Source organism: Pseudoalteromonas sp. ASV78, from assembly GCF_047806705.1.
GTDB classification, from domain to species: domain Bacteria; phylum Pseudomonadota; class Gammaproteobacteria; order Enterobacterales; family Alteromonadaceae; genus Pseudoalteromonas; species Pseudoalteromonas prydzensis_A.
Window position 1 is genome coordinate 1,440,755 of the sequence record NZ_JBLOPA010000001.1, and the last position, 18,951, is coordinate 1,459,705.

18 protein-coding genes and 6 tRNA genes are annotated in these 18,951 nt (G+C 42.5%); 8 read left to right on the forward strand and 16 right to left on the reverse strand.

The features are described from left to right. Positions 1–136 precede the first annotated feature (136 nt). Together ACMVDV_RS06440 and ACMVDV_RS06445 are read right to left on the reverse strand one after the other, a co-directional pair. Positions 137–445, reverse strand: a complete 309-nt coding sequence (locus ACMVDV_RS06440) for a hypothetical protein (RefSeq protein ID WP_416157584.1) — start codon at positions 443–445, stop codon at positions 137–139. Then, entirely contained in the window at positions 432–755 is a 324-nt protein-coding gene (locus tag ACMVDV_RS06445; RefSeq protein ID WP_416157585.1) for a hypothetical protein, read from the reverse strand. Before ACMVDV_RS06445 ends, ACMVDV_RS06440 begins: the two co-directional genes overlap by 14 nt. A 219-nt stretch (positions 756–974) precedes the next feature. Between ACMVDV_RS06445 and fadE the strand changes: the two genes are divergently transcribed. Next, positions 975–3,431 carry an acyl-CoA dehydrogenase FadE gene (fadE, locus tag ACMVDV_RS06450; protein ID WP_416157586.1) on the forward strand — a complete coding sequence of 819 codons (2,457 nt, stop codon included), beginning with the start codon at positions 975–977 and terminating at the stop codon, positions 3,429–3,431. Between the two features lie 4 nt (positions 3,432–3,435). On the opposite strand, the gene ACMVDV_RS06455 is transcribed toward fadE, so the two are convergent. Both ACMVDV_RS06455 and ACMVDV_RS06460 read right to left on the reverse strand, forming a co-directional pair. Next, complete coding sequence (locus tag ACMVDV_RS06455) at positions 3,436–4,551, reverse strand: DUF6136 family protein (RefSeq protein WP_416157587.1); 1,116 nt, start codon at positions 4,549–4,551, stop codon at positions 3,436–3,438. Next, positions 4,548–5,138 carry an ABC transporter ATP-binding protein gene (locus tag ACMVDV_RS06460; protein WP_416157588.1) on the reverse strand — a complete coding sequence of 197 codons (591 nt, stop codon included), beginning with the start codon at positions 5,136–5,138 and terminating at the stop codon, positions 4,548–4,550. The genes ACMVDV_RS06455 and ACMVDV_RS06460 overlap by 4 nt, the downstream gene beginning before the upstream one ends. 191 nt (positions 5,139–5,329) lie before the next feature. On the opposite strand from ACMVDV_RS06460, the gene ACMVDV_RS06465 reads away from it, so the two are divergent. Continuing rightward, positions 5,330–7,276, forward strand: a complete 1,947-nt coding sequence (locus ACMVDV_RS06465; RefSeq protein ID WP_416157589.1) for a S9 family peptidase — start codon at positions 5,330–5,332, stop codon at positions 7,274–7,276. Between the two features lie 183 nt (positions 7,277–7,459). Here the strand turns inward: ACMVDV_RS06465 and ACMVDV_RS06470 are convergent. From ACMVDV_RS06470 to dnaQ, 8 genes are all read right to left on the reverse strand, one after another. Next, positions 7,460–7,536, reverse strand: a tRNA-Asp gene (locus ACMVDV_RS06470). A 54-nt stretch (positions 7,537–7,590) separates the two neighbouring features. Beyond that, a tRNA-Asp gene (locus tag ACMVDV_RS06475) sits at positions 7,591–7,667 on the reverse strand. A gap of 37 nt (positions 7,668–7,704) precedes the next feature. Continuing rightward, positions 7,705–7,781: transfer RNA gene (locus ACMVDV_RS06480), tRNA-Asp, on the reverse strand. A gap of 30 nt (positions 7,782–7,811) precedes the next feature. Continuing rightward, a tRNA-Asp gene (locus tag ACMVDV_RS06485) sits at positions 7,812–7,888 on the reverse strand. A 41-nt stretch (positions 7,889–7,929) separates the two neighbouring features. Further along, a tRNA-Asp gene (locus ACMVDV_RS06490) sits at positions 7,930–8,006 on the reverse strand. Positions 8,007–8,033: 27 nt separating this feature from the next. Beyond that, positions 8,034–8,110: transfer RNA gene (locus tag ACMVDV_RS06495), tRNA-Asp, on the reverse strand. A gap of 98 nt (positions 8,111–8,208) precedes the next feature. Next, positions 8,209–9,585, reverse strand: a complete 1,377-nt coding sequence (locus tag ACMVDV_RS06500; protein ID WP_416157590.1) for a TIGR03503 family protein — start codon at positions 9,583–9,585, stop codon at positions 8,209–8,211. Positions 9,586–9,593: 8 nt separating this feature from the next. Beyond that, positions 9,594–10,298: a DNA polymerase III subunit epsilon gene (gene dnaQ / locus ACMVDV_RS06505; protein ID WP_283710899.1), complete on the reverse strand. Its 705-nt coding sequence runs from the start codon at positions 10,296–10,298 to the stop codon at positions 9,594–9,596. Between the two features lie 68 nt (positions 10,299–10,366). On the opposite strand from dnaQ, the gene rnhA reads away from it, so the two are divergent. Together rnhA and ACMVDV_RS06515 are read left to right on the forward strand one after the other, a co-directional pair. Then, positions 10,367–10,834 carry a ribonuclease HI gene (rnhA, locus tag ACMVDV_RS06510; RefSeq protein WP_304184194.1) on the forward strand — a complete coding sequence of 156 codons (468 nt, stop codon included), beginning with the start codon at positions 10,367–10,369 and terminating at the stop codon, positions 10,832–10,834. A gap of 87 nt (positions 10,835–10,921) precedes the next feature. After that, positions 10,922–11,785 (forward strand): MBL fold metallo-hydrolase, encoded by an 864-nt coding sequence (locus ACMVDV_RS06515; protein ID WP_416157591.1) that lies wholly within the window; start codon positions 10,922–10,924, stop codon positions 11,783–11,785. Here the strand turns inward: ACMVDV_RS06515 and ACMVDV_RS06520 are convergent. Next, positions 11,756–12,514 carry a class I SAM-dependent methyltransferase gene (locus ACMVDV_RS06520; protein WP_304184197.1) on the reverse strand — a complete coding sequence of 253 codons (759 nt, stop codon included), beginning with the start codon at positions 12,512–12,514 and terminating at the stop codon, positions 11,756–11,758. The two genes, ACMVDV_RS06515 and ACMVDV_RS06520, sit on opposite strands and share 30 nt — an antisense overlap. Before the next feature lie 52 nt (positions 12,515–12,566). Here ACMVDV_RS06520 and gloB point away from each other — a divergent pair, with 52 nt between their 5' ends. Both gloB and ACMVDV_RS06530 read left to right on the forward strand, forming a co-directional pair. Beyond that, a complete protein-coding gene (gene gloB, locus ACMVDV_RS06525) occupies positions 12,567–13,352 on the forward strand; it encodes a hydroxyacylglutathione hydrolase (RefSeq protein WP_416157592.1) in 786 nt (261 codons plus the stop codon). Positions 13,353–13,489: 137 nt separating this feature from the next. Further along, positions 13,490–15,076 (forward strand): LysM peptidoglycan-binding domain-containing protein, encoded by a 1,587-nt coding sequence (locus ACMVDV_RS06530; protein ID WP_304184200.1) that lies wholly within the window; start codon positions 13,490–13,492, stop codon positions 15,074–15,076. A 67-nt stretch (positions 15,077–15,143) separates the two neighbouring features. On the opposite strand, the gene ACMVDV_RS06535 is transcribed toward ACMVDV_RS06530, so the two are convergent. From ACMVDV_RS06535 to ACMVDV_RS06545, 3 genes are read right to left on the reverse strand one after another with little or no spacing between them, the layout of a single operon-like run. Further along, complete coding sequence (locus ACMVDV_RS06535; protein WP_304184202.1) at positions 15,144–15,593, reverse strand: flavodoxin; 450 nt, start codon at positions 15,591–15,593, stop codon at positions 15,144–15,146. Beyond that, positions 15,593–16,357, reverse strand: a complete 765-nt coding sequence (gene truC / locus ACMVDV_RS06540; protein ID WP_304184204.1) for a tRNA pseudouridine(65) synthase TruC — start codon at positions 16,355–16,357, stop codon at positions 15,593–15,595. Before truC ends, ACMVDV_RS06535 begins: the two co-directional genes overlap by 1 nt. Further along, positions 16,350–16,670: a YqcC family protein gene (locus ACMVDV_RS06545; RefSeq protein WP_416157593.1), complete on the reverse strand. Its 321-nt coding sequence runs from the start codon at positions 16,668–16,670 to the stop codon at positions 16,350–16,352. The genes truC and ACMVDV_RS06545 overlap by 8 nt, the downstream gene beginning before the upstream one ends. 103 nt (positions 16,671–16,773) lie before the next feature. On the opposite strand from ACMVDV_RS06545, the gene ACMVDV_RS06550 reads away from it, so the two are divergent. Together ACMVDV_RS06550 and ACMVDV_RS06555 are read left to right on the forward strand one after the other, a co-directional pair. Continuing rightward, on the forward strand, positions 16,774–17,802 hold the full coding sequence (locus ACMVDV_RS06550; RefSeq protein ID WP_416157594.1) for a DUF3549 family protein: 1,029 nt from the start codon (positions 16,774–16,776) through the stop codon (positions 17,800–17,802). Next, positions 17,803–18,102, forward strand: coding sequence for a DUF3301 domain-containing protein (locus tag ACMVDV_RS06555; RefSeq protein WP_416157595.1), 300 nt, complete (start codon positions 17,803–17,805; stop codon positions 18,100–18,102). The last annotated feature ends 849 nt before the right edge of the window (positions 18,103–18,951 follow it).

Genomic DNA, 18,951 nt, shown 5'->3' on the forward strand with positions numbered 1-18,951 from the left:
ATATTATCTTTAGTATTTAAACATTATGCGTGCTTAAGCTATCAATTTACAAGGTAACAATAACTGAACTAAGGTATTTACTTTCTTAAAGTCCATTTAAGAGAGACAACTCCTAAACTTCACCATTCTGTTGCTTCTACTTCATGAAATAGTATCTATCATAATGCACACTAGATACATCATACTTATTGTGTTGCTGTAAAATATCTCGATTTACTTTATCAATACCTGCTTTGTCCATAAGTGTTTTACAAGTTCGGCGCAAGTCACGGGGATTAAATGGCAGCACGTCATTCTTTTCACACCAACGTAATATTGCCATTCGTATGATAGATACATGGGCGGTGGCTGTTGGGTTATCGCGGTGTGGGAACATTTGCCCAGTTTTGCCACTTTGCTGCATGAGTTCTTGGATTATTGGTCTTGCGGTTTCACATAGTGGCATTATGTGATCGCCGCGCTGTTTTATTTTGATACGGTTTGCGGGAATCGTGAATGTTTTTGTTCTCTAAATCAAAGTCACTTACGTAAGAGCCGTAAACCTCGTTTACCCGTTGGCCACCGAGTAACAATGCCGACTTTAAGTATTGTTGGGGGTAATAAGGCAGGTCGTCGGCATTCCATACTTTTTTAAGTTCGGCTGCATTTAACCAGCGTTCGCCTTTGTTTTTAGGCGTTTCAAAACTAATATCTCTAATGAAATTGGTTTTAATATCGTAAAGGTTGAGCTTTTTGTACCTAGGCCTTAGCTGCATTGTTAAACATAAGCTGCGGCAAGGCAAGCAAGAAAAACTTAAATGCATGGCTTATTGTTTTCTTAAAAACCATACAGACTAATTGCTGCTTTAGCAGTATGCTGAGGTATACAGCGTGTAAATTGTAGTCTCTGATATTTTCACTAAGCTACTTGATAATTATTCGCTCTAGCGCTACTCTAACCAAAGGTGGTCTGACCTCTATTAAGGATTGAATACATGACACTCATATTTGTACTTGGTTTAATCGTGTTGCTTAGCATCGCGAGTTACCACAGAGCGAGCTGGAATACTGCCTTAGGCGTTTCCATCGCAACACTTGTTATTGGTACCTTTGCAGGTGCTTTTGGCGCTATCAGCTGGTTGATCTTTTTGCTCATCGCAGTGCCGTTATCTGTTACTGGTATTCGCCAGCAATACATCATTAAACCTATTTTTGCCGCGTTTAAAAAAGTAACGCCAACCATGTCTGACACTGAAAAATCAGCGATTGATGCCGGTACAACCTGGTGGGAAGCCGATTTATTCTGTGGTAGCCCTGATTGGAATAAGCTACATCAATACCCTATGCCAAAACTAACGATCGAAGAGCAAGCCTTTATCGATGGTCCAGTTGAAGTGGTATGTAGTATGTTAGACGATTGGGAAGCAACCCATGAACTAACTGATTTACCGCAAGATGTTTGGCAATATCTAAAAGATAATAAATTCTTTGCCATGATCATCAAGAAAGAATATGGCGGGCTGCAATTTTCGGCATTTGCACAATCATGTGTACTGCAAAAGCTAACCAGTAAATCAACGCTGCTTTCATCAATTGTCGGCGTTCCTAACTCATTAGGCCCAGGTGAATTACTGCAACACTATGGGACTAAAGAACAAAAAGATCATTACCTACCACGCCTTGCTAGTGGTCAAGAGATCCCCTGTTTTGCGTTAACCTCACCAGAAGCCGGCTCTGATGCCAGTGCCATTCCTGATTACGGGGTTGTTTGTAAAGGTATGTGGGAAGGTGAAGAAGTAATTGGTCTAAGCCTTACGTGGAATAAGCGTTACATCACACTTGCCCCTGTGGCAACTGTACTGGGTCTGGCGTTTAAAATGCAAGATCCAGACGGATTACTAGGTGACACCAAAGAGCTTGGTATTACCTGTGCGTTGATCCCAACGGATATGCCAGGGATTGAGATTGGTCGTCGTCACTTCCCGTTGAATGTGCCGTTCCAAAATGGCCCGACTCGCGGTAAAGATATTTTCGTACCACTTGATTACATTATTGGTGGCCCTGAAATGGCAGGCCAAGGCTGGCGCATGCTGGTTGAGTGTTTATCAGTTGGCCGTGCAATCACGCTACCGTCAAACTCTGTAGGTGGTATTAAAACCATCGCCCTTGCCAGTGGTTCATATAGCCGTATTCGTCGTCAGTTCCGTTTACCAATTGGTCAAATGGAAGGGATCGAAGAGTCTCTTGCAAAACTTGCAGGTTACGCCTACAGCTCAGATGCAGCGGTAAGCATGTCAACCGGTGCGGTTGATTTAGGTGAAAAACCGTCGGTGGTATCGGCGATTATTAAATATCACTTAACTGAGCAAATGCGCGATTCAACTATCCATGCGATGGATATTCACGGTGGTAAAGGCATCATGCTTGGGCCAAATAACTACTTAGGTCGTGGCTATCAAGGTGCGCCTATTGCCATTACCGTTGAAGGCGCCAACATTTTGACCCGTAATATGATTATTTATGGTCAAGGTGCCATTCGCTGTCATCCATTCGTACTCACTGAATTAGGTGCCTGCGATATTGAAGATCGTGAAGAAGCGCTGGCAGTATTCGACAAAGCCTTAATGGGTCACATTGGCTTTACTATCTCAAACTTAGTGCGTACTAAGTGGATGAGCTTTACCGGTGCTCGCTTTGCAAGTACACCATTTAAAGATGAAACAGCCGAGTTTTACCGCACCGCTGCGCGCTTTAGTGCATCACTTGCATTGATGTCTGACATCAGCATGGCGGTATTTGGTGGTTCATTAAAACGTAAAGAACGTATTTCAGCCCGTTTAGGTGATTTACTAAGTTACCTTTATTTAGTATCTGCAACACTGAAACGTTATAACGACGAAGGCCGTAAAAAAGAAGATTTAGCACTGGTACAATGGAGTTGCCAAGATCATCTTTACCATTGCCAACGTGCACTGGCTGATTTAATTAACAATATGCCATCAGCGCCGCTACGTGCCGCACTTAAGCTCATGTTGTTCCCATTTGGCCGTCCGGTGCGTAAACCGACTGACAAACTTGAACATAAACTAGCGCAAATTTTACAAGTACCGAGTGAAACCCGTAATCGTTTAGCAAGCTATGTATACTTGAAAAATGAGCCGCTTAACTTAGTGGGTCGCCAAGAGCAAACGCTTAAAGACGTGCTAGCCGTTGAGCCATTGTTTGATAAGGTATGTCGTGAAAAAGGCGTGAAACTGCCTTTCTTCCAGCTTGATAAAGTCGCGCAAATGGGCCTTGAAGCAGGTATTTTAACGCAAGCCGAAGCAGATAAACTAGCTGAAGTTGAAAAAGCCCGTTTAGCTGTGATTAACGTTGACGACTTTGACCCTGCAGATCTACTCGCAGGCAAAGCCGCACGTAATAACACGGCGAAAAAGGCGAATGCTGCTTAACGTATTACATTAACGCAGCCAGCAGCCCGCCTGTTGTGATCATCCAAACCAGCGCATAATGCGCTGGTTTTTTTTGTGCTATATATAATTGTAATCCACACCAGCTAACACTCAGGCTTAGCAATAACCACTCTATTTGAGCGACAAACAACAGATAGCTGATCAAGGTTATCAAAAGGAACAGACAACTTGGCACAAATTGGCTAATAAAAAACAGCCGCGATTGGTTATTTGCTTGAAAAAATAGCTGGTACTTATCATGTAGCTTGCCACAATCAAATTGCAGTGAGCTGGTAAACAACACCATAAAAGCGGCGGCTATCACACTAAATATAGCGGCTAAATCAGCACGCTCATGCAGTAACGTAGTGATTGCCATAAACACACACAACAATAAAGCTACTCGCCATACTAATACCCAGCTATGTTGAATAAAAAAGCTTAGCCAAAAAGTAGATAATGAATTGACCGATAATCGGTCGCTCAGCGAAAATGCTGGCAACAACATGCTCAACGCAAATAATATAATAAAGCCACAGTGATAAGCTAACGGCGCTATATTAATTGGTAACAAGACTAAAATAGCAGTGAATACTAAGCCATATATTAATGCTCTTGGCTTGTACAAACACAGCACGCCTAAGCCAAACTGCAGTAACATAAACAGCACAAAATGCGGTGCTCTTAGCCATTGTGATAAAGTTAAATCCAGTGCAATAACTGCACTTGCTAGCAACCAGCCATTGCTTAAAAGTAATAGTTTTATATCCATTAACTTAAGCCAGTTTGACCTTACAATCGTACGTTGGAAGAGCCGCTGCTGACTATTTTTAATGGCTGATTTCATCGCACTGAGCATCACGCTTTGCAGTAATAGATACAGCCACGCCATTTGGGCACCATAGTGCGGCGCATCACTGCTGTCGATAATTTTGCCCAGTCCTAAAAATAACAGCAAAATCATACCAAGCATGGCAGAGCCAAGTACCACTAAGAATAATAAACCAAAGTTTTTTAGTTGCAGTAGTAATTGTGTCAGCTCAATTTTATAGGCCTGATAACGATACTCCATAAATGCGCGATATTGTGCCATCACCAGCTTAATCGCTAACTTGCTCATAACGCCATACACTCAAAGCCATGTTCAATAAACGGCGCCGGTTCATGGCAAGTGATAATGATTTGCCCATGTGCTTTATCAGCTAAGTAATCATCAAGCAAACCAAGTAAATATTTAATGCTGGCTTGATCAAGCGCTGCACTAGGTTCATCGAGTAATAAATACGGCGCACCGCGCATTAAAGCTAAAATTAACTGGCACTTTTTTTGATTACCCGAGGACAACGCATCAAAACGAGTGTCTAAAAACGCTGTAAAATTAAAGCCGCTGATAAGCGCTGCCGGCCAAGCGCAGCCTAAACTACTAACCGTTAACTTGATAATTTGTTGCGCGGTTAAAAATTCAGGCAGCGCGATACGATCACTGGCAATAGCCACCTGTTTATAAGGTTCAGGCAGCACCTTGCCTGCAAATAATATTTGCCCACTTTGTGGTTGCTCAAGTCCAGCAAGTATCATTAGTAGCGTAGTTTTACCTTGGCCGTTTGGCGCTTCAATACATACTCTCGGTGCTGTAAAGCTGATGCGGTAATCTTTATAGAGAATGTTTTGGGCAAATTGCTTATGTAAACCACTAACTTCAATCATCACTTTCCTTTTATATGAGAGAGCCTGTTATATAAGTGAGCATTATAACGCGAGCGGTATTTTTGACGAGATAGGCTTTGTAACACTTTGTTGCAGTTAAAATCAGCCAAAAACTTGCGTTTAAATAGGGTTCGGGCAACACTAAAATCGGTAAAAATATGATTAGATAACAATAAACCAAGGAATCGACTATGAACAACAGATTGAAATTTGCCGCACTCGCCTGTGCAATCAGTATTGCCTTGAGCGGTTGTAGCCAATCAACCTCAACGACAGCCGTCGCCACAGTACAGTCGCAGCAAACTCAGCAAGTTAACACCTACAATGCAAAAACTTTCTTTGATACCACCGCAATTATGGGCAGTAGCTTTTCACCGAGTGGCGATAAAGTACTAGTAAGCTCTGATGAAAGTGGTATTTACAGCTTGTATGAAGTAGATGCAACCACCGGCGATAAAACCCGTTTAACCAATTTTGCAGACAGCACCTACCCTGTGCGTTATTTTCCCCATGATGAACGGGTACTATTTACCAAAGATTCAGGTGGTAATGAGCGCTTTCACGTTTACGTGCGTGAACTTGACGGCACAACCAAAGACTTAACTCCAGGCGATGAAACTCGCGCACGCTTTGCAGGGTTTACACAAGATGGCAGCCAGTTTTTTATTACCAGTAACCAGCGCGATGCTAAATTTATGGACTTATACCGCGTTGATAGTAAAACCTATAAAATTACCCCTGTTTATCAAAACACCCTAGGTTTAGATGTCGGTGCGATCAGCCCTGATGGTCGTTATATTGCGCTATCTAAAAATAACACCAATAAAGACAGCGATACGTTTATTCTTGATACTTATAAAAAGACCCTCAAGCCACAATTAATTTCTAAACACGATACTCCCGCTCAATACGGCCCTGAAACCTTCTCAGCCGATAGCAAATCTTTATATTACTCTACAGACGCTAAAGGTGAGTTTTCACAAGTGTGGCGCTATGACTTAGCCTCAGGCGAACACAGCCCTGCATTAAAAGATGACTGGGATGTCAATTTTATTTATTTTTCTAAATCGGGCCGTTATCAAGTCAGTGGCGTCAATGCCGATGCCAGCACCAAAGTAACAGTAATAGACACACAAACAGGTAAAGAGATTGCCATGCCTCAGTTACCCGCAGGTAACTTACGTGGGGTTAACTTTTCTGCAGATGAAAAAAGCATGGCGTTTTACCTAAACTCAGACACATCACCAAGTAACCTATTTGTATGGCAAGTAGACAGTAATAAAGCACAGCGATTAACTAATACGCTAAGTAAAGAAATCGACCAAAATGACTTAGTTGAAAGCACTATTGTACGCTTTAAAAGTTTTGACGGTTTAGAAATACCCGGCGTACTTTATAAACCTAAACAAGCCAATAGCAACAATAAAGTACCCGCGCTTATTTGGGTGCATGGCGGCCCAGGAGGACAAAGTCGCACCGGTTACAGCGCGATGCAGCAACATTTAGTCAATCATGGTTATGCTATTTTTGCGGTTAATAACCGTGGCAGCTCCGGCTATGGAAAAACCTTTTTCCATCTGGATGATAAAAAGCATGGCACCGATGATTTACAAGACATTGTTTACGGTAAAAAACACTTACAAAGTTTAGCGTGGGTTGATGCGGATAAAATCGGCATTATGGGTGGCAGCTACGGTGGCTTTATGACTGCGGCGGCGCTAGCGTTTGAGCCGGAAGAGTTCAAAGTGGGCATTAATATTTTTGGCGTCACCAACTGGGTGAGAACGCTTAACTCAATTCCACCTTGGTGGGAAAGCTTTAAAAAAGCGCTGTATGATGAAATGGGCGACCCTGCAACCGATGGTGATCGCCATCGTGCAATCTCACCATTATTCCACGCCAAGAACATCACCAAACCACTGATGGTAATACAAGGCGCCAACGATCCACGCGTATTACAGGTAGAAAGTGATGAGTTAGTTGCCGCAGTAAAAGCCAATGGCGTACCCGTAGAGTATGTTTTATTTGATGATGAAGGGCATGGATTTACTAAAAAAGAAAACCGTATCAGTGCCTCCAACGCGTATCTAAACTTTTTAGATACCTACTTAAAAGAACGCGTTGGCCCACAAGGCTAATATATTAAAACTGACTAGAAGTTTAATAATAAGCCTGTAATTCTGATAAAGATTGCAGGTTTTTTTATGTACTTTGTCAAGGTCAGATCAGATAGCTGATAGCTGATAGCTGATAGCCAAAGTGTGTTTTATGCAAAGATTTATATAAGGATTTTATAAACTTGTTATTGAGGAAATAACAAGTGGCGGAGTGGACGGGACTCGAACCCGCGACCCCCGGCGTGACAGGCCGGTATTCTAACCAACTGAACTACCACTCCGCAGTGGTATGTGCATGGGGTAATGCACTTACAAATTTTATTACTGATATCAAGTGGCGGAGTGGACGGGACTCGAACCCGCGACCCCCGGCGTGACAGGCCGGTATTCTAACCAACTGAACTACCACTCCGCAGAGATATCATATTACTTGTTATTACTTAATTTGTTGGCGGAGTGGACGGGACTCGAACCCGCGACCCCCGGCGTGACAGGCCGGTATTCTAACCAACTGAACTACCACTCCAGCACATATTTAAACTGTTATTTTTCTTATTGGCGGAGTGGACGGGACTCGAACCCGCGACCCCCGGCGTGACAGGCCGGTATTCTAACCAACTGAACTACCACTCCATAATAAGAATATGTTTTACAACCATATGTTGTGTAAGCGTTGGCGGAGTGGACGGGACTCGAACCCGCGACCCCCGGCGTGACAGGCCGGTATTCTAACCAACTGAACTACCACTCCAGCGTCTACTTACAAATTGTCGAAAATTGGCGGAGTGGACGGGACTCGAACCCGCGACCCCCGGCGTGACAGGCCGGTATTCTAACCAACTGAACTACCACTCCGCATTTTCGTTGCTGTCTGAGTCTCCCCTGACAGCGGCGTGAATAATACGAACCAACCCCTACTTCGTCAAGGGCTTTTTTGTTTTTTTATAGGTTTTTTAGTCATCTGACATCGAAAGGTTTAAAATTTCACCGGATCTATCACTTTTTGAACCATTTTTGTCGAGTTCTTTTTTTTCATTACTTTGCGGCTCATTTTCAACTGCTGGTTTTTTCTGCAAAAATGGCAGCTTAATTTTTGGTAGCAGCGATTTTTTCTGAACAAAGACACGAATTGCCAACCAACCAAGCAGCAAGATCAGCAGATTTCCACCCACAATTAGACCTATCAATGTCATAGTTGCCATTGATTCAGCTTCTTTAGCGACTCTTTCTATCTCTCTTTGTTCTGCTTCACTTATAATAGGTGCTGGTAATTCAGGTACCACTTCGATTGGCCGCTCTATTTCAAACCTATAAGTGGGTAATGTCGCCATAAATTCACGGCCATTCACATTAGTGCCAAAAACAGACAGTTCAACACTGTATCGTCCCCAATCATAATTTTTAATTGCCAATTCGCGGGTCAGGCCTGCATTAGCATCAAGGGTAAACATTTGTTCTTCATTATTTGGGTAATAAATTTTACCTTGGATCAATACCGTCTCTGGCTGCACTATTTGCTTATCGAGGGTAATGGTTAATTGATGTTCTTGAAAGTCATCCTCGGCAAGTGCAATGCTATAACTAAAAGGCGGCTCTTTTACTTCGATAAGATCTTGTACAACGGTGCGCTTTAATATTGGCGTTTCTATATAAAGTTCAGGTCGCCATTGTCCAGCAGGAAAGGTTAACTTAAATTCCCCGGTAAAAACACCATCTTTGGGGCGTTCATCAAAACCACGCCCGTCATCTTTAAATTCTGCAACATTGTGGGTACCTGCACCAAAATTAGCAAAATCACTGTTGTTGGTACTTATAAAATCAACGTGTAGGCTAACTACATCGCGAAATAAGCCGCTGTTTATCGGCTGGCCATCGTTTAAGATCTGCCCAGTAATTTTCACGGTTTCACCACGAAACAATAGCGCTGGCAATGGCTCAACTTGCAGCTCTACTTCGCCTAGCACCACAATTCTGCTTTTCGGTAAAATGCTACCAACAACTTGCCAAGGCCCCGCCATTGGCTGCTTTATGGTAATAAGGTCGTAGCTGAGTTCATCAAACCATTGCAGGTTGTCATCTTTTCTTGCTGACGTTGCATAATATTTACTGCCATCAGGTTTTACTAATACGACCGCGGGCGCACCCGGTTTACGAAAAAACAATAAGGTGATTTCATCAACTTTATAATCGATTCGAAAACGATTTTCCAATAACGGAATTTCATTTTGCTGCCCGTTACGTTGCAATAAAGTTATTTTATCTTCACTGGTTGCATTACTGGTACTTGGTAACATCATTACCAAACACACAGCTAACAGTATGCTTCTCATGCTTTGCCTTATTCGGCACGCCATAAACATTGGCTACCGACTATATTTAATCGTTCTTCATGAGCGAGTTGCTCATCACTACTGGCATGCAGTACTACCAGCGGTGCGCGGTTTGGATTTAAGCGACGCAGCTCTTTTTGCTGCTGTTCACTGCCTTGGTTTTTATTCTGATTAAGGTTGAGCTTTACTTGCCCACCGGTCATCGCTAAATAAACGTCGGCTAAGATCTCCGAATCCAGTAACGCGCCGTGTAAGGTACGTTTAGTGTTATCTACATCATAACGACGACATAACGCATCAAGATTGTTCTTCTGACCTGGATGCAAGTCACGCGCCATTTTGAGGGTGTCGAGAACTTGGCAGTAATCATGGGTTTTTTGGTAACCTTGATTAAGTAACGCAAATTCATTATCCATATGCCCGACATCGAACGGCGCATTATGAATTACCAGCTCTGCCCCTTTAATATAGTCGAGAAATTCTTGGGCGATTTGATGAAATAGCGGTTTATCACGTAAAAACTCGTTAGTGATACCGTGAACATCAATGGCTTCTTCTTCACTTTTACGTTGCGGATTAATATAAACGTGAAAGTTATTGCCGGTTAAACGGCGGTTAACTAATTCCACGCAGCCGATTTCAATAATACGATGCCCCTGTTTAGGGTCGATGCCGGTGGTTTCTGTATCTAAAACTATTTGTCTACGTGCCATATCGAATTTAACCTGACTCTGGTATCTTCCTATAATCACTTCATTGTACATAAGATCAAGGGAAAACAGTGCAAAAAACCGTAGAGATTTACACCGATGGTTCGTGTTTAGGTAATCCGGGCCCAGGCGGTTATGGTATTTTTATGTTTTATAATGACCACGAAAAAAAATTAAGCCAAGGTTACACCCTCACCACTAATAACCGCATGGAAATGCTCGCAGCGATTGTTGCACTTGAAAGTTTAAACCGCCCTTGTGAGATTAACCTCACCACCGACAGCCAATATGTCAAGCAAGGCATCGAATCTTGGCTTGCGAACTGGAAAAAACGCGGTTGGAAAACGGCCGCAAAAAAACCAGTGAAAAATGTCGATTTATGGCAGCGTCTGGATGCAGCTTGCGCCCGTCATAACATTACCTGGAAATGGGTAAAAGGCCACAGCGGCAATAAATACAACGAGATTGTTGACGATTTAGCCCGTGATGCAGCAGGCAGTAAAGACTTACTTGTCGATGAAGGCTATAAACCGGAATAATCTAATTCAAAAAAATCACCGCAAAGCATTTAACACTATCAATTATATGATATAAGATTTAGCTATATCATATAACGGAGTTGTTTAATGTCTATTTTAGTCGAGTCTTTTTTTCATCAACAAAGTGCTACCTTTAGCTATTTAGTGTCTTGCAGTCTCACTAAGGCGGCCATGTTGATTGATAGCACTGCAGACTTTGACGCCGCTAGCGGCATCTTGAGCTTTAAAACCGCAAATGACATTATTCGTCACATAGCTGCAAACGAGCTGGTGCTTGAGTGGATCTTAGAAAGTCATGCCCATGCCGACCACATTACAGCGGCAAGTTATATCAAACAGCAACTTGCCCCTAGCCATCCTTGTAAGCTCGCAACAGGCAGCAAAATAACACAAGTGCAGCAACACTTTAGCCGTTTATATGATATTGATATGCCCTGTGACGGCAGCCCTTTTGAGCAACTATTTAACGATAATGACAACTTTATGCTTGGCGAGTATAACGTTACGGTGATCGCAACACCCGGGCATACCCCAGATAGCGTTTGTTATTTAGTGGAGGGTAATTTATTTGTTGGTGACACTTTCTTTATGCCCGATAGCGGCACCGCGCGCTGTGATTTTCCAGGTGGCAGTGCCAAGCAGTTGTACCACTCATTACAACGGATACTCGCTTTACCAGATCAAACCATATTGTGGATGTGCCATGACTATCAACCAAATGGCCGCGAGTTAGCAAATAAAACCACCGTTGCGCAACAGCGTAATAGTAATATTCACCTGCAAAATACGGAGCAAGGTTATATTCAAACTCGGCAAACACGCGATGCCACTCTTAATGCCCCTGCTTTACTTCACCCAGCAATACAAATGAACATTCGCGCAGGGCAATTACCGCAAGCACAGCAAAATGCGCAACGTTATTTAACTATCCCGCTCACGGTGCTGCTTTGAGGTTTGACGTAATCCGGCACCTTTCACTGGCGCAAACTGAGGACGTGCGTGCCATTTAGGTTTTATTGGTGTCAATGGTGCTACTCGCTTGCGGGCCACCAGCATATAAACACTGCCCATCGGTTTTAAATATTGCTTAGTAAAACGGCGCCATGGCGAAAACCGTGACAAGCGATTCCCCCGCGCGAGTGATGAATAAATAAAACGCTCATCACTAACAATTTCAAAGCCAAGCAAATTAAGCCAGTCTTTAACACGTGCAGGGGTAAAAAAACGTCCTGTCCACGGCAGCTTTTGACCGCTAAACGGCAATAACTGCGCCAATCCACATAAGCTAAATGGATTAAAGCCAGTGATCACCATATAACCACCTGGTATTAAAGTGCGGTGCGCTTCACGTAATATATGATGCGGATCAGAATGATACTCTAAGCAATGGCTTAAAATACATGCATCAACACTGTGCTCGTAAAATGGTAACTCATCAATATCTGCAATCACGCCAGTAAATGGCCCTGACTCTGCTACACACACTTGATGTTTTATCGTGCTTTTGCTGGTATTGAGTTCACCACTCAAATTTCCCAGTTTTAACATGTGATAACCAAACATACGCGGTAACCACTTATCTATTTTACGTTCTATATCACTACGTAAATAGTCGCCATGAGGAAACTCTTGCCAAGACAGTGGCTTGGGTCCTTCTTGAAAACTAAGGGCTGGTTTCATACGCTGAGCTCGTTATACTATCTAATATCGTCACTTTATAGAGCAAAGCCACATGGTGCAAGTCAAAGCAATTAAAGCCTTTTCAGATAATTATATTTGGTGTATCAGCGAGCCTAGTACGACTCATGCATGGGTAGTTGACCCAGGTCAGGCAGAGCCCGTGCTCAACTATTTAACACAGGCAGGCTTAACCCTTGCGGGAATTTTAATTACCCATCATCATTATGACCATACTGATGGCGTAAATGCCTTACGTGAAAAATTTGCCGATATTGATGTCTACGGACCAGCTAATAGCCCATTTAAAGGGATCACTAAAGCGCTAAACGAGGCTGATGTGATCACTGTCCTTAATACTGAGTTTACGATTATTACCACCCCGGGGCATACCTTAGATCATATTTGCTATACCAATCCCGCGCTTGCTTTTACCGGCGATACCTTATTTAGCGGCGGCTGCGGACGTTTATTTGAAGGAACCGCGGCGCAAATGCAGCACTCTTTTGATAAATTAAAAAAATTACCCCCAGCGTGTGAAATTTACTGCACCCATGAATACACGCAAGCAAATTTAGCCTTTGCGTTGGCAGTTGAACCTAGCAACCGCGATTTAATTGAGCATGCGCAGTGGGTAGATACTCAGCGCAACAACAAGCAAATTACCTTACCAAGCACGCTGGCGTTAGAACTAAAAATCAACCCTTTTATGCGCACTGATATTGCGGGAATAACGGACCACTTACCTAAACAATATAATCCGTTTACAAAAAACACATTACAAAATAATGAACCTTGGCAAAACTTTGCAGGTCTTAGAACCTGGAAAGACCACTTTTAAAACAATAAATTAAAAATAATCAAGCTATTATGATTTTTATACAGTGATTATTGCAGTTTTTAAATGGTCAAAAAGTGGCAATGTTAGCTCATTACGGGTAGTATTCGCCGAGTTTTTTACCTGATGTATTGGTATTTATGAATAAATCTCCCCTCGTTTTAGCCTTGGCACTGGTGCTAAGTGGTTGTCAAACATTGACATCAACACAGTCTGACGACGCTATTGCCAAGCAAGCAACGCAATCGCAACTGGAAGGCGCAAGCCCGAATGACATTAGCGAAGCATTGATGATCAATGCGCAATACCATCAAGTGAATGATGTCGATGAAGCGCCACCCGTTTTTGATGATGTATGGGAGCGAATTCGTTACCAATTATCAATAGAAGTACCGCAAAACCGCCCAGTGGTTGCTGAACGTAATTATTATGCAAAGCACCAAGCTTACCTAGATCGCATTTCAAAACGTGCTGAGCCTTACCTACATTTTATTGTAGAAGAAGTTGAAAAGCGTAATATGCCAATCGAGATCGCATTACTGCCGATTGTAGAAAGTGCCTTTGATCCATTTGGTTATTCAAACCGCAGTGCATCGGGAATTTGGCAATTTATGCCGCAAACCGGTGAGCGTTTTGACTTAAAACAAAACTGGTGGTACGACGGCCGTCGCGACATTGTGCAATCAACTCGCGCCGCACTCGATTACTTATCTTATTTACACAAAACCTTAGATGGTGATTGGCTTAACGCCATTGCTGCTTATAACTCAGGTGAAGGTCGTTTGTTACGCGCGATAAAGAAGAATCGCAAAAAACATTTACCGACCGATTTTTGGTCGCTTGATCTGCCAACCGAAACCACCGCCTATGTACCTAGATTACTTGCACTGTCTGACTTATTAAATCGCGCTGATGAATTTGGCCTAAAATGGAACCCAATCATCAATGCACAAGTTGTCGAAGCTGTTGATATTGGTTCACAAATTGATCTGGCATTGGCAGCCCAAATGGCAGATATCAGCCTTACCGAACTGTATCGCCTAAATCCTGGCTTTAATCGCTGGGCAACGGATCCAAATGGTCCACACTTTTTATTATTGCCCACCGATAAAGTTGAACAATTTCAAAGTTTATTAGCGAAAACTGAAGTTAAAGATCGCTTGCGTTGGCAACAATATATTGTCGTAAACGGTGACAGCTTATCGGTGATTGCGAAAAAGTTTGCAACCAGCACCAGTGCAATCAAATCGCTCAACAAGCTCAAATCAAATACCATTCGTGTTGGCCAGCAGTTATTAGTGCCGTTAAGTGACGGCGCAATTAATAGCGAACATTTACCCGAACAAGTGCGTTTGGCAGCGAATAAAAACAGCCAAAAAAAGCTCTCTCACACGGTTAAAAGTGGCGATACCTTATGGGATATAAGCCGAGAGTACGACGTTACGATTAATGAACTGGCAACATGGAACAAGCTTAAAAAGAACAGCGTATTACGATTAGGGCAAAAGTTAACGGTTTATCAGAGCGCTAAGACCTCTCAGACAGCGTTAGTCAGTAGCAACCGGACAATCACCTATAAAGTTCGCCGTGGTGACTCACTGGCGCGCATTGCCGATAAATTTAACTTAAGCGTAAACGATATCATTAAATGGAATAATCTTACAGGCCAAAAGTACTTACAGCCTGGGCAAAAGTTAAAGCTTAAAGTTGACGTAAAAAGTACCTAGTTAACACTTAACTCAAAACGAACAAGAGCGCATAAGCGCTCTTGTTCGTTTTGAGTATGCATCATCGTTATTGAGGTAATTTAGTTAACCAGTCTTGTAACCATGGCTCAGCCACAGGCCAAGGCTCAAAATCTTCGCACGCATCAATTTCTAAACGATGGCCAATCGGTTTAGCTTGCAAGTCACGAAATAGCTCATCAAAACTGCGCCCAGCACCACAAAAGGTATCGCCATAGCTTCTATCACCCATAGCTATAATGCCGTAAGGCTTAGCGGTTAACATGGGAAAAGTGCTATTCAACTCGTTAAAAAAACCAGCGAGGTTATCGGGAATATCACCTTGTCCGGTAGTCGAAGTGATCACTAAAATATGTGTGGCTTGCTGAATATCCGCAATACTTGGTTGATCGACTAAATTTACGCTGTGCCCTGCTTGTTCTATTGCGTCAATAACTTCGTCACTTAAGCGCTCAGCGCCACCGTAAACACTGCCTACAAAAATGCTAATAGTCGCCATTAATAATCCTTCTCTTGATTTGGCCAGCCTAGTTGAGTACAGATGCTTAGCATTGCCTCACCCAGTGGCGCTGTAATGTTTATTGGTTGCTGAGTATAAGGGTGCACAAAGTTAAGCTCAGTTGCAAATAACATTAAGCGGCGCAGTGCAAAATGCTCCCTAAAAAACTGATTATGTTGATTGTCACCATGATTTACATCACCAATGATCGGTAAAGATAAGTGTTTTAAATGACGGCGAATTTGATGCTTACGGCCTGTTTTAGGAAAACACTCAACCAACGAATAGCGAACTGTAGGGTAGTTACCAATGGGGATAGGCAGCGTTGCTTGATACAAACAATTAAATTGTGTTTGCGCTTGTTGCGGTGCTTTATCTTGTGCGGCAAATTTATCCGCTATTTTATCCAGCTGTTCTTTTAGCGGTTTGTCTAAAAATACCGATTCAGGGGCAAAACCACGCACTAACGCTAAATAACGTTTAGTAATTTGATTATCAATAAATAGCTGATTGATGTCTCGTGCGGCCTCAGAACTTAATGCAAACAGTAATACGCCCGATGTTGGTCTATCTAAGCGATGCACTGGAAACACATGTTGACCAATTTGATCGCGCAGCATCTGCATCGCAAATTGCGTTTCGTGTTTGTCTAAAAATGAGCGGTGTACTAATAAACCCGACGGCTTGTTAATCGCGATATAGTTTTCATCACGATACAAAATTTCAAGCTCAGCAAACTCAACAGGGGCTAGACGTTCATTCATTATTACTTCCTAATAACTGATCAAGCTGGGCTAACAATTGCGTCACTGCTGCGCCACCGCTTTTGTGCGCTAACATCAGTTCCGCCATTGGCGCGATGGCAAAGTTAGCTGGTAACGGCTGAGCGTGGCTGACCAATAGCTGCATTTTTTTAATAAATACAAATTGCAGCCATTGTTCAAAGGCCATGGTATCGTGACAAAAAGGTACGGTTGAATTTAACGCTTGCACAGCCAGCGGCTGATCTTGCCACAATTGGTGCTGCTTCAATAAGCCTTCCAGTTGCGTTAAATACGCTTGGATCTGTTGGTACATAACCACCTACAATCATAAATATTGGCTAATTATACCCTGTTCCCTCAGCGCCTGCTATGGCGTATAATTTACAGAATTTTTCAGTAAAAATCAGTGGATCATTATGACCGAGCAAATCGCAACTTTAGGGCAATTACTGGATGGCGCAGGCACCACATGGCGCGTTTTTGATATTGGCAGACATATAACTAAACTAGATAAGAAGCAATTTTTCGCCATTGAACAGGCGCAAGTTCCCTATCCTTTTCCTTTAGCAGGTCATGCTTGGTTAGCCATTCAATTTTGGGATAGTAAAGCCAGCAGCGAGCCATATGTATGGTTCTTAAAATTTCCAGTGGATGAGCAAAGTAAGCTGGTTTGCGCAAGCCGCGACCATTTTGCCAATATGGTGATTGAAGCAATTGGTAATGACTTAACTGGCAGCCAAGCAGACGGTAAGCTTGATAACAACCCTTACGTATTTACCCCCAATGCCAATAAATTAGCCGCTTTTAACGCACAATTAAAAGTGCTATTAAAACAACCAGCTTCACAATATTATGAATACAGCCAATTGTACTTTAGTGGCAAACTAGGGTTTGATAATTGGCAAAGTGTTGCAGTGCAAGGCATTGCTGATTTTGCTCTGCGCTTGGATGATGATAAAAACTTAACCGCGTTGCAAAATGCATGGCAGCAGCTGCCAGCGGAGGTATTACAACCACTCAGTGCCATGCTTGAACATGTTGAAATTCCCCCTGTATTGAGTGAGCAACTGTTAAGTTATGCTCAACAAGCCATTGCACAAAAAGATACCTTAGCACTGTGCTGTGCCTTGCGAGCGATGTCAAAAGCACAAGCGCAAACACTAACCGCACAATTAGTTGATGTTATTTTGCAGTCAGAGGTTGCCACGGAGTCGGATGTTATTCAAACCATAGCAGGACGGTGTTTTAACTTACTCAGCGACCCTGAACGGTTACATATTTTTATGGATAACTGCGCCCACCAGCAACAAATTGAAGAACTTTTTCCAAGTATTTTCGCGGATTTAGTTGCAATACCCAATATTCGCCCGCACTTATTAGGTTTGTTACGTAAAGAAAATCGCAGCGAAACCCTCGCGCGCGCAATTGGAAGGTTATTCTCGTAAATGGCAAGTTTATGGACATTCATTATCATTGGTGCGGTTATTTATCTATTTTGGCTTAATCGTAAAGTGGCAGAAGCCGCAAATGCACATGCCAAACGGCAAAGTGAGCAACTGCAAGTACAGTTAATGAGTGTCGCCTGTATTAAACGCCGCTTTGGCTTATTAAAAAGCGGCAAGCCCGGTATTAAGAGCGAGTTTATGTTTGAGTTTTCCAGTGACGGTGAGAGCGTTTATCAAGGAGTGTTATTTATGGAAAATGAAATGCTAAAAAGTGTGGTGGTGCCACCGCATAAGATTTAGTAGCGAGTTAGCAAGTTAGCAAGTTAGCAAGTTAGCAAGTTAGCAAGTTAGCAAGTTAGCAAGTTAGCAGCGCACACTGATGTTTAATCATTTCACGTCAACTATAAAAAACCAAGGCGTAACATATAGTTACGCCCCAATCTGACTTCATCCATAACAAGGCATCCATACCTATGCCGAAGCAACCATTTTTATCTTTCCCCTGAACGGGTATATATCCAAATACACCCTCACATTGCATCTATGCAATATCCTACACGTCCTAGTGTCATCCTCTTGCCTGCCTGGCCGTCCTACGTTTACAAACGCTCCTATTACTTCCTGTAATATAATCCTTTGGGCTATCCTTATCATTAGCTCCGCTAATGTACCGCATCCTCGCGGTGTCCTAGTTCATCCTTGCATCCGTGTTAACTTGTCCATTTGCATCCTGCTAAGCTTCATGCTTAATTGCCACAATCCATTTCCTTGGCAGTAGCTCATTCATTGAGTCTATGTCGTCTTGACAAAGTAAAGTTTAAAGCAAAGCAGGCTCAAGGGTAGTTACAAATAACAATAATTTTCATGTCACAATTTTGCAAAAATAACATATATGATAAAAAACAATAAGTTAAACCTTTGGCTACACTATTTATAGAGGAATAAACGGCTAAAGCGCACGATAATGTAGGATATCTCTCACAGTGATATTTCCATAATGGCGTTTATGCCGAATCAATGTCATTGAGCTGATTTAAACAGCAGTTCACCTTGTACATTACTAAAAATAAGCTTTTGCTGAACTTGTTTGGAGTGTAACTGGATTACTCATCACGGAGTTACGCCAGTTTTAATATCAAAAATGATCAT

Excerpts from the sequence above, each read along its gene's own strand:
- ACMVDV_RS06440 (WP_416157584.1), bottom strand. The coding sequence starts at position 445 with ATGCCACTATGTGAAACCGCAAGACCAATAATCCAAGAACTCATGCAG.
- ACMVDV_RS06445 (WP_416157585.1), bottom strand. The coding sequence starts at position 755 with ATGCAGCTAAGGCCTAGGTACAAAAAGCTCAACCTTTACGATATTAAA.
- fadE (WP_416157586.1), top strand. The coding sequence starts at position 975 with ATGACACTCATATTTGTACTTGGTTTAATCGTGTTGCTTAGCATCGCG.
- ACMVDV_RS06455 (WP_416157587.1), bottom strand. The coding sequence starts at position 4,551 with ATGAGCAAGTTAGCGATTAAGCTGGTGATGGCACAATATCGCGCATTT.
- ACMVDV_RS06460 (WP_416157588.1), bottom strand. The coding sequence starts at position 5,138 with ATGATTGAAGTTAGTGGTTTACATAAGCAATTTGCCCAAAACATTCTC.
- ACMVDV_RS06465 (WP_416157589.1), top strand. The coding sequence starts at position 5,330 with ATGAACAACAGATTGAAATTTGCCGCACTCGCCTGTGCAATCAGTATT.
- ACMVDV_RS06500 (WP_416157590.1), bottom strand. The coding sequence starts at position 9,585 with ATGAGAAGCATACTGTTAGCTGTGTGTTTGGTAATGATGTTACCAAGT.
- dnaQ (WP_283710899.1), bottom strand. The coding sequence starts at position 10,298 with ATGGCACGTAGACAAATAGTTTTAGATACAGAAACCACCGGCATCGAC.
- ACMVDV_RS06515 (WP_416157591.1), top strand. The coding sequence starts at position 10,922 with ATGTCTATTTTAGTCGAGTCTTTTTTTCATCAACAAAGTGCTACCTTT.
- ACMVDV_RS06520 (WP_304184197.1), bottom strand. The coding sequence starts at position 12,514 with ATGAAACCAGCCCTTAGTTTTCAAGAAGGACCCAAGCCACTGTCTTGG.
- gloB (WP_416157592.1), top strand. The coding sequence starts at position 12,567 with ATGGTGCAAGTCAAAGCAATTAAAGCCTTTTCAGATAATTATATTTGG.
- ACMVDV_RS06530 (WP_304184200.1), top strand. The coding sequence starts at position 13,490 with ATGAATAAATCTCCCCTCGTTTTAGCCTTGGCACTGGTGCTAAGTGGT.
- ACMVDV_RS06535 (WP_304184202.1), bottom strand. The coding sequence starts at position 15,593 with ATGGCGACTATTAGCATTTTTGTAGGCAGTGTTTACGGTGGCGCTGAG.
- truC (WP_304184204.1), bottom strand. The coding sequence starts at position 16,357 with ATGAATGAACGTCTAGCCCCTGTTGAGTTTGCTGAGCTTGAAATTTTG.
- ACMVDV_RS06545 (WP_416157593.1), bottom strand. The coding sequence starts at position 16,670 with ATGTACCAACAGATCCAAGCGTATTTAACGCAACTGGAAGGCTTATTG.
- ACMVDV_RS06550 (WP_416157594.1), top strand. The coding sequence starts at position 16,774 with ATGACCGAGCAAATCGCAACTTTAGGGCAATTACTGGATGGCGCAGGC.
- ACMVDV_RS06555 (WP_416157595.1), top strand. The coding sequence starts at position 17,803 with ATGGCAAGTTTATGGACATTCATTATCATTGGTGCGGTTATTTATCTA.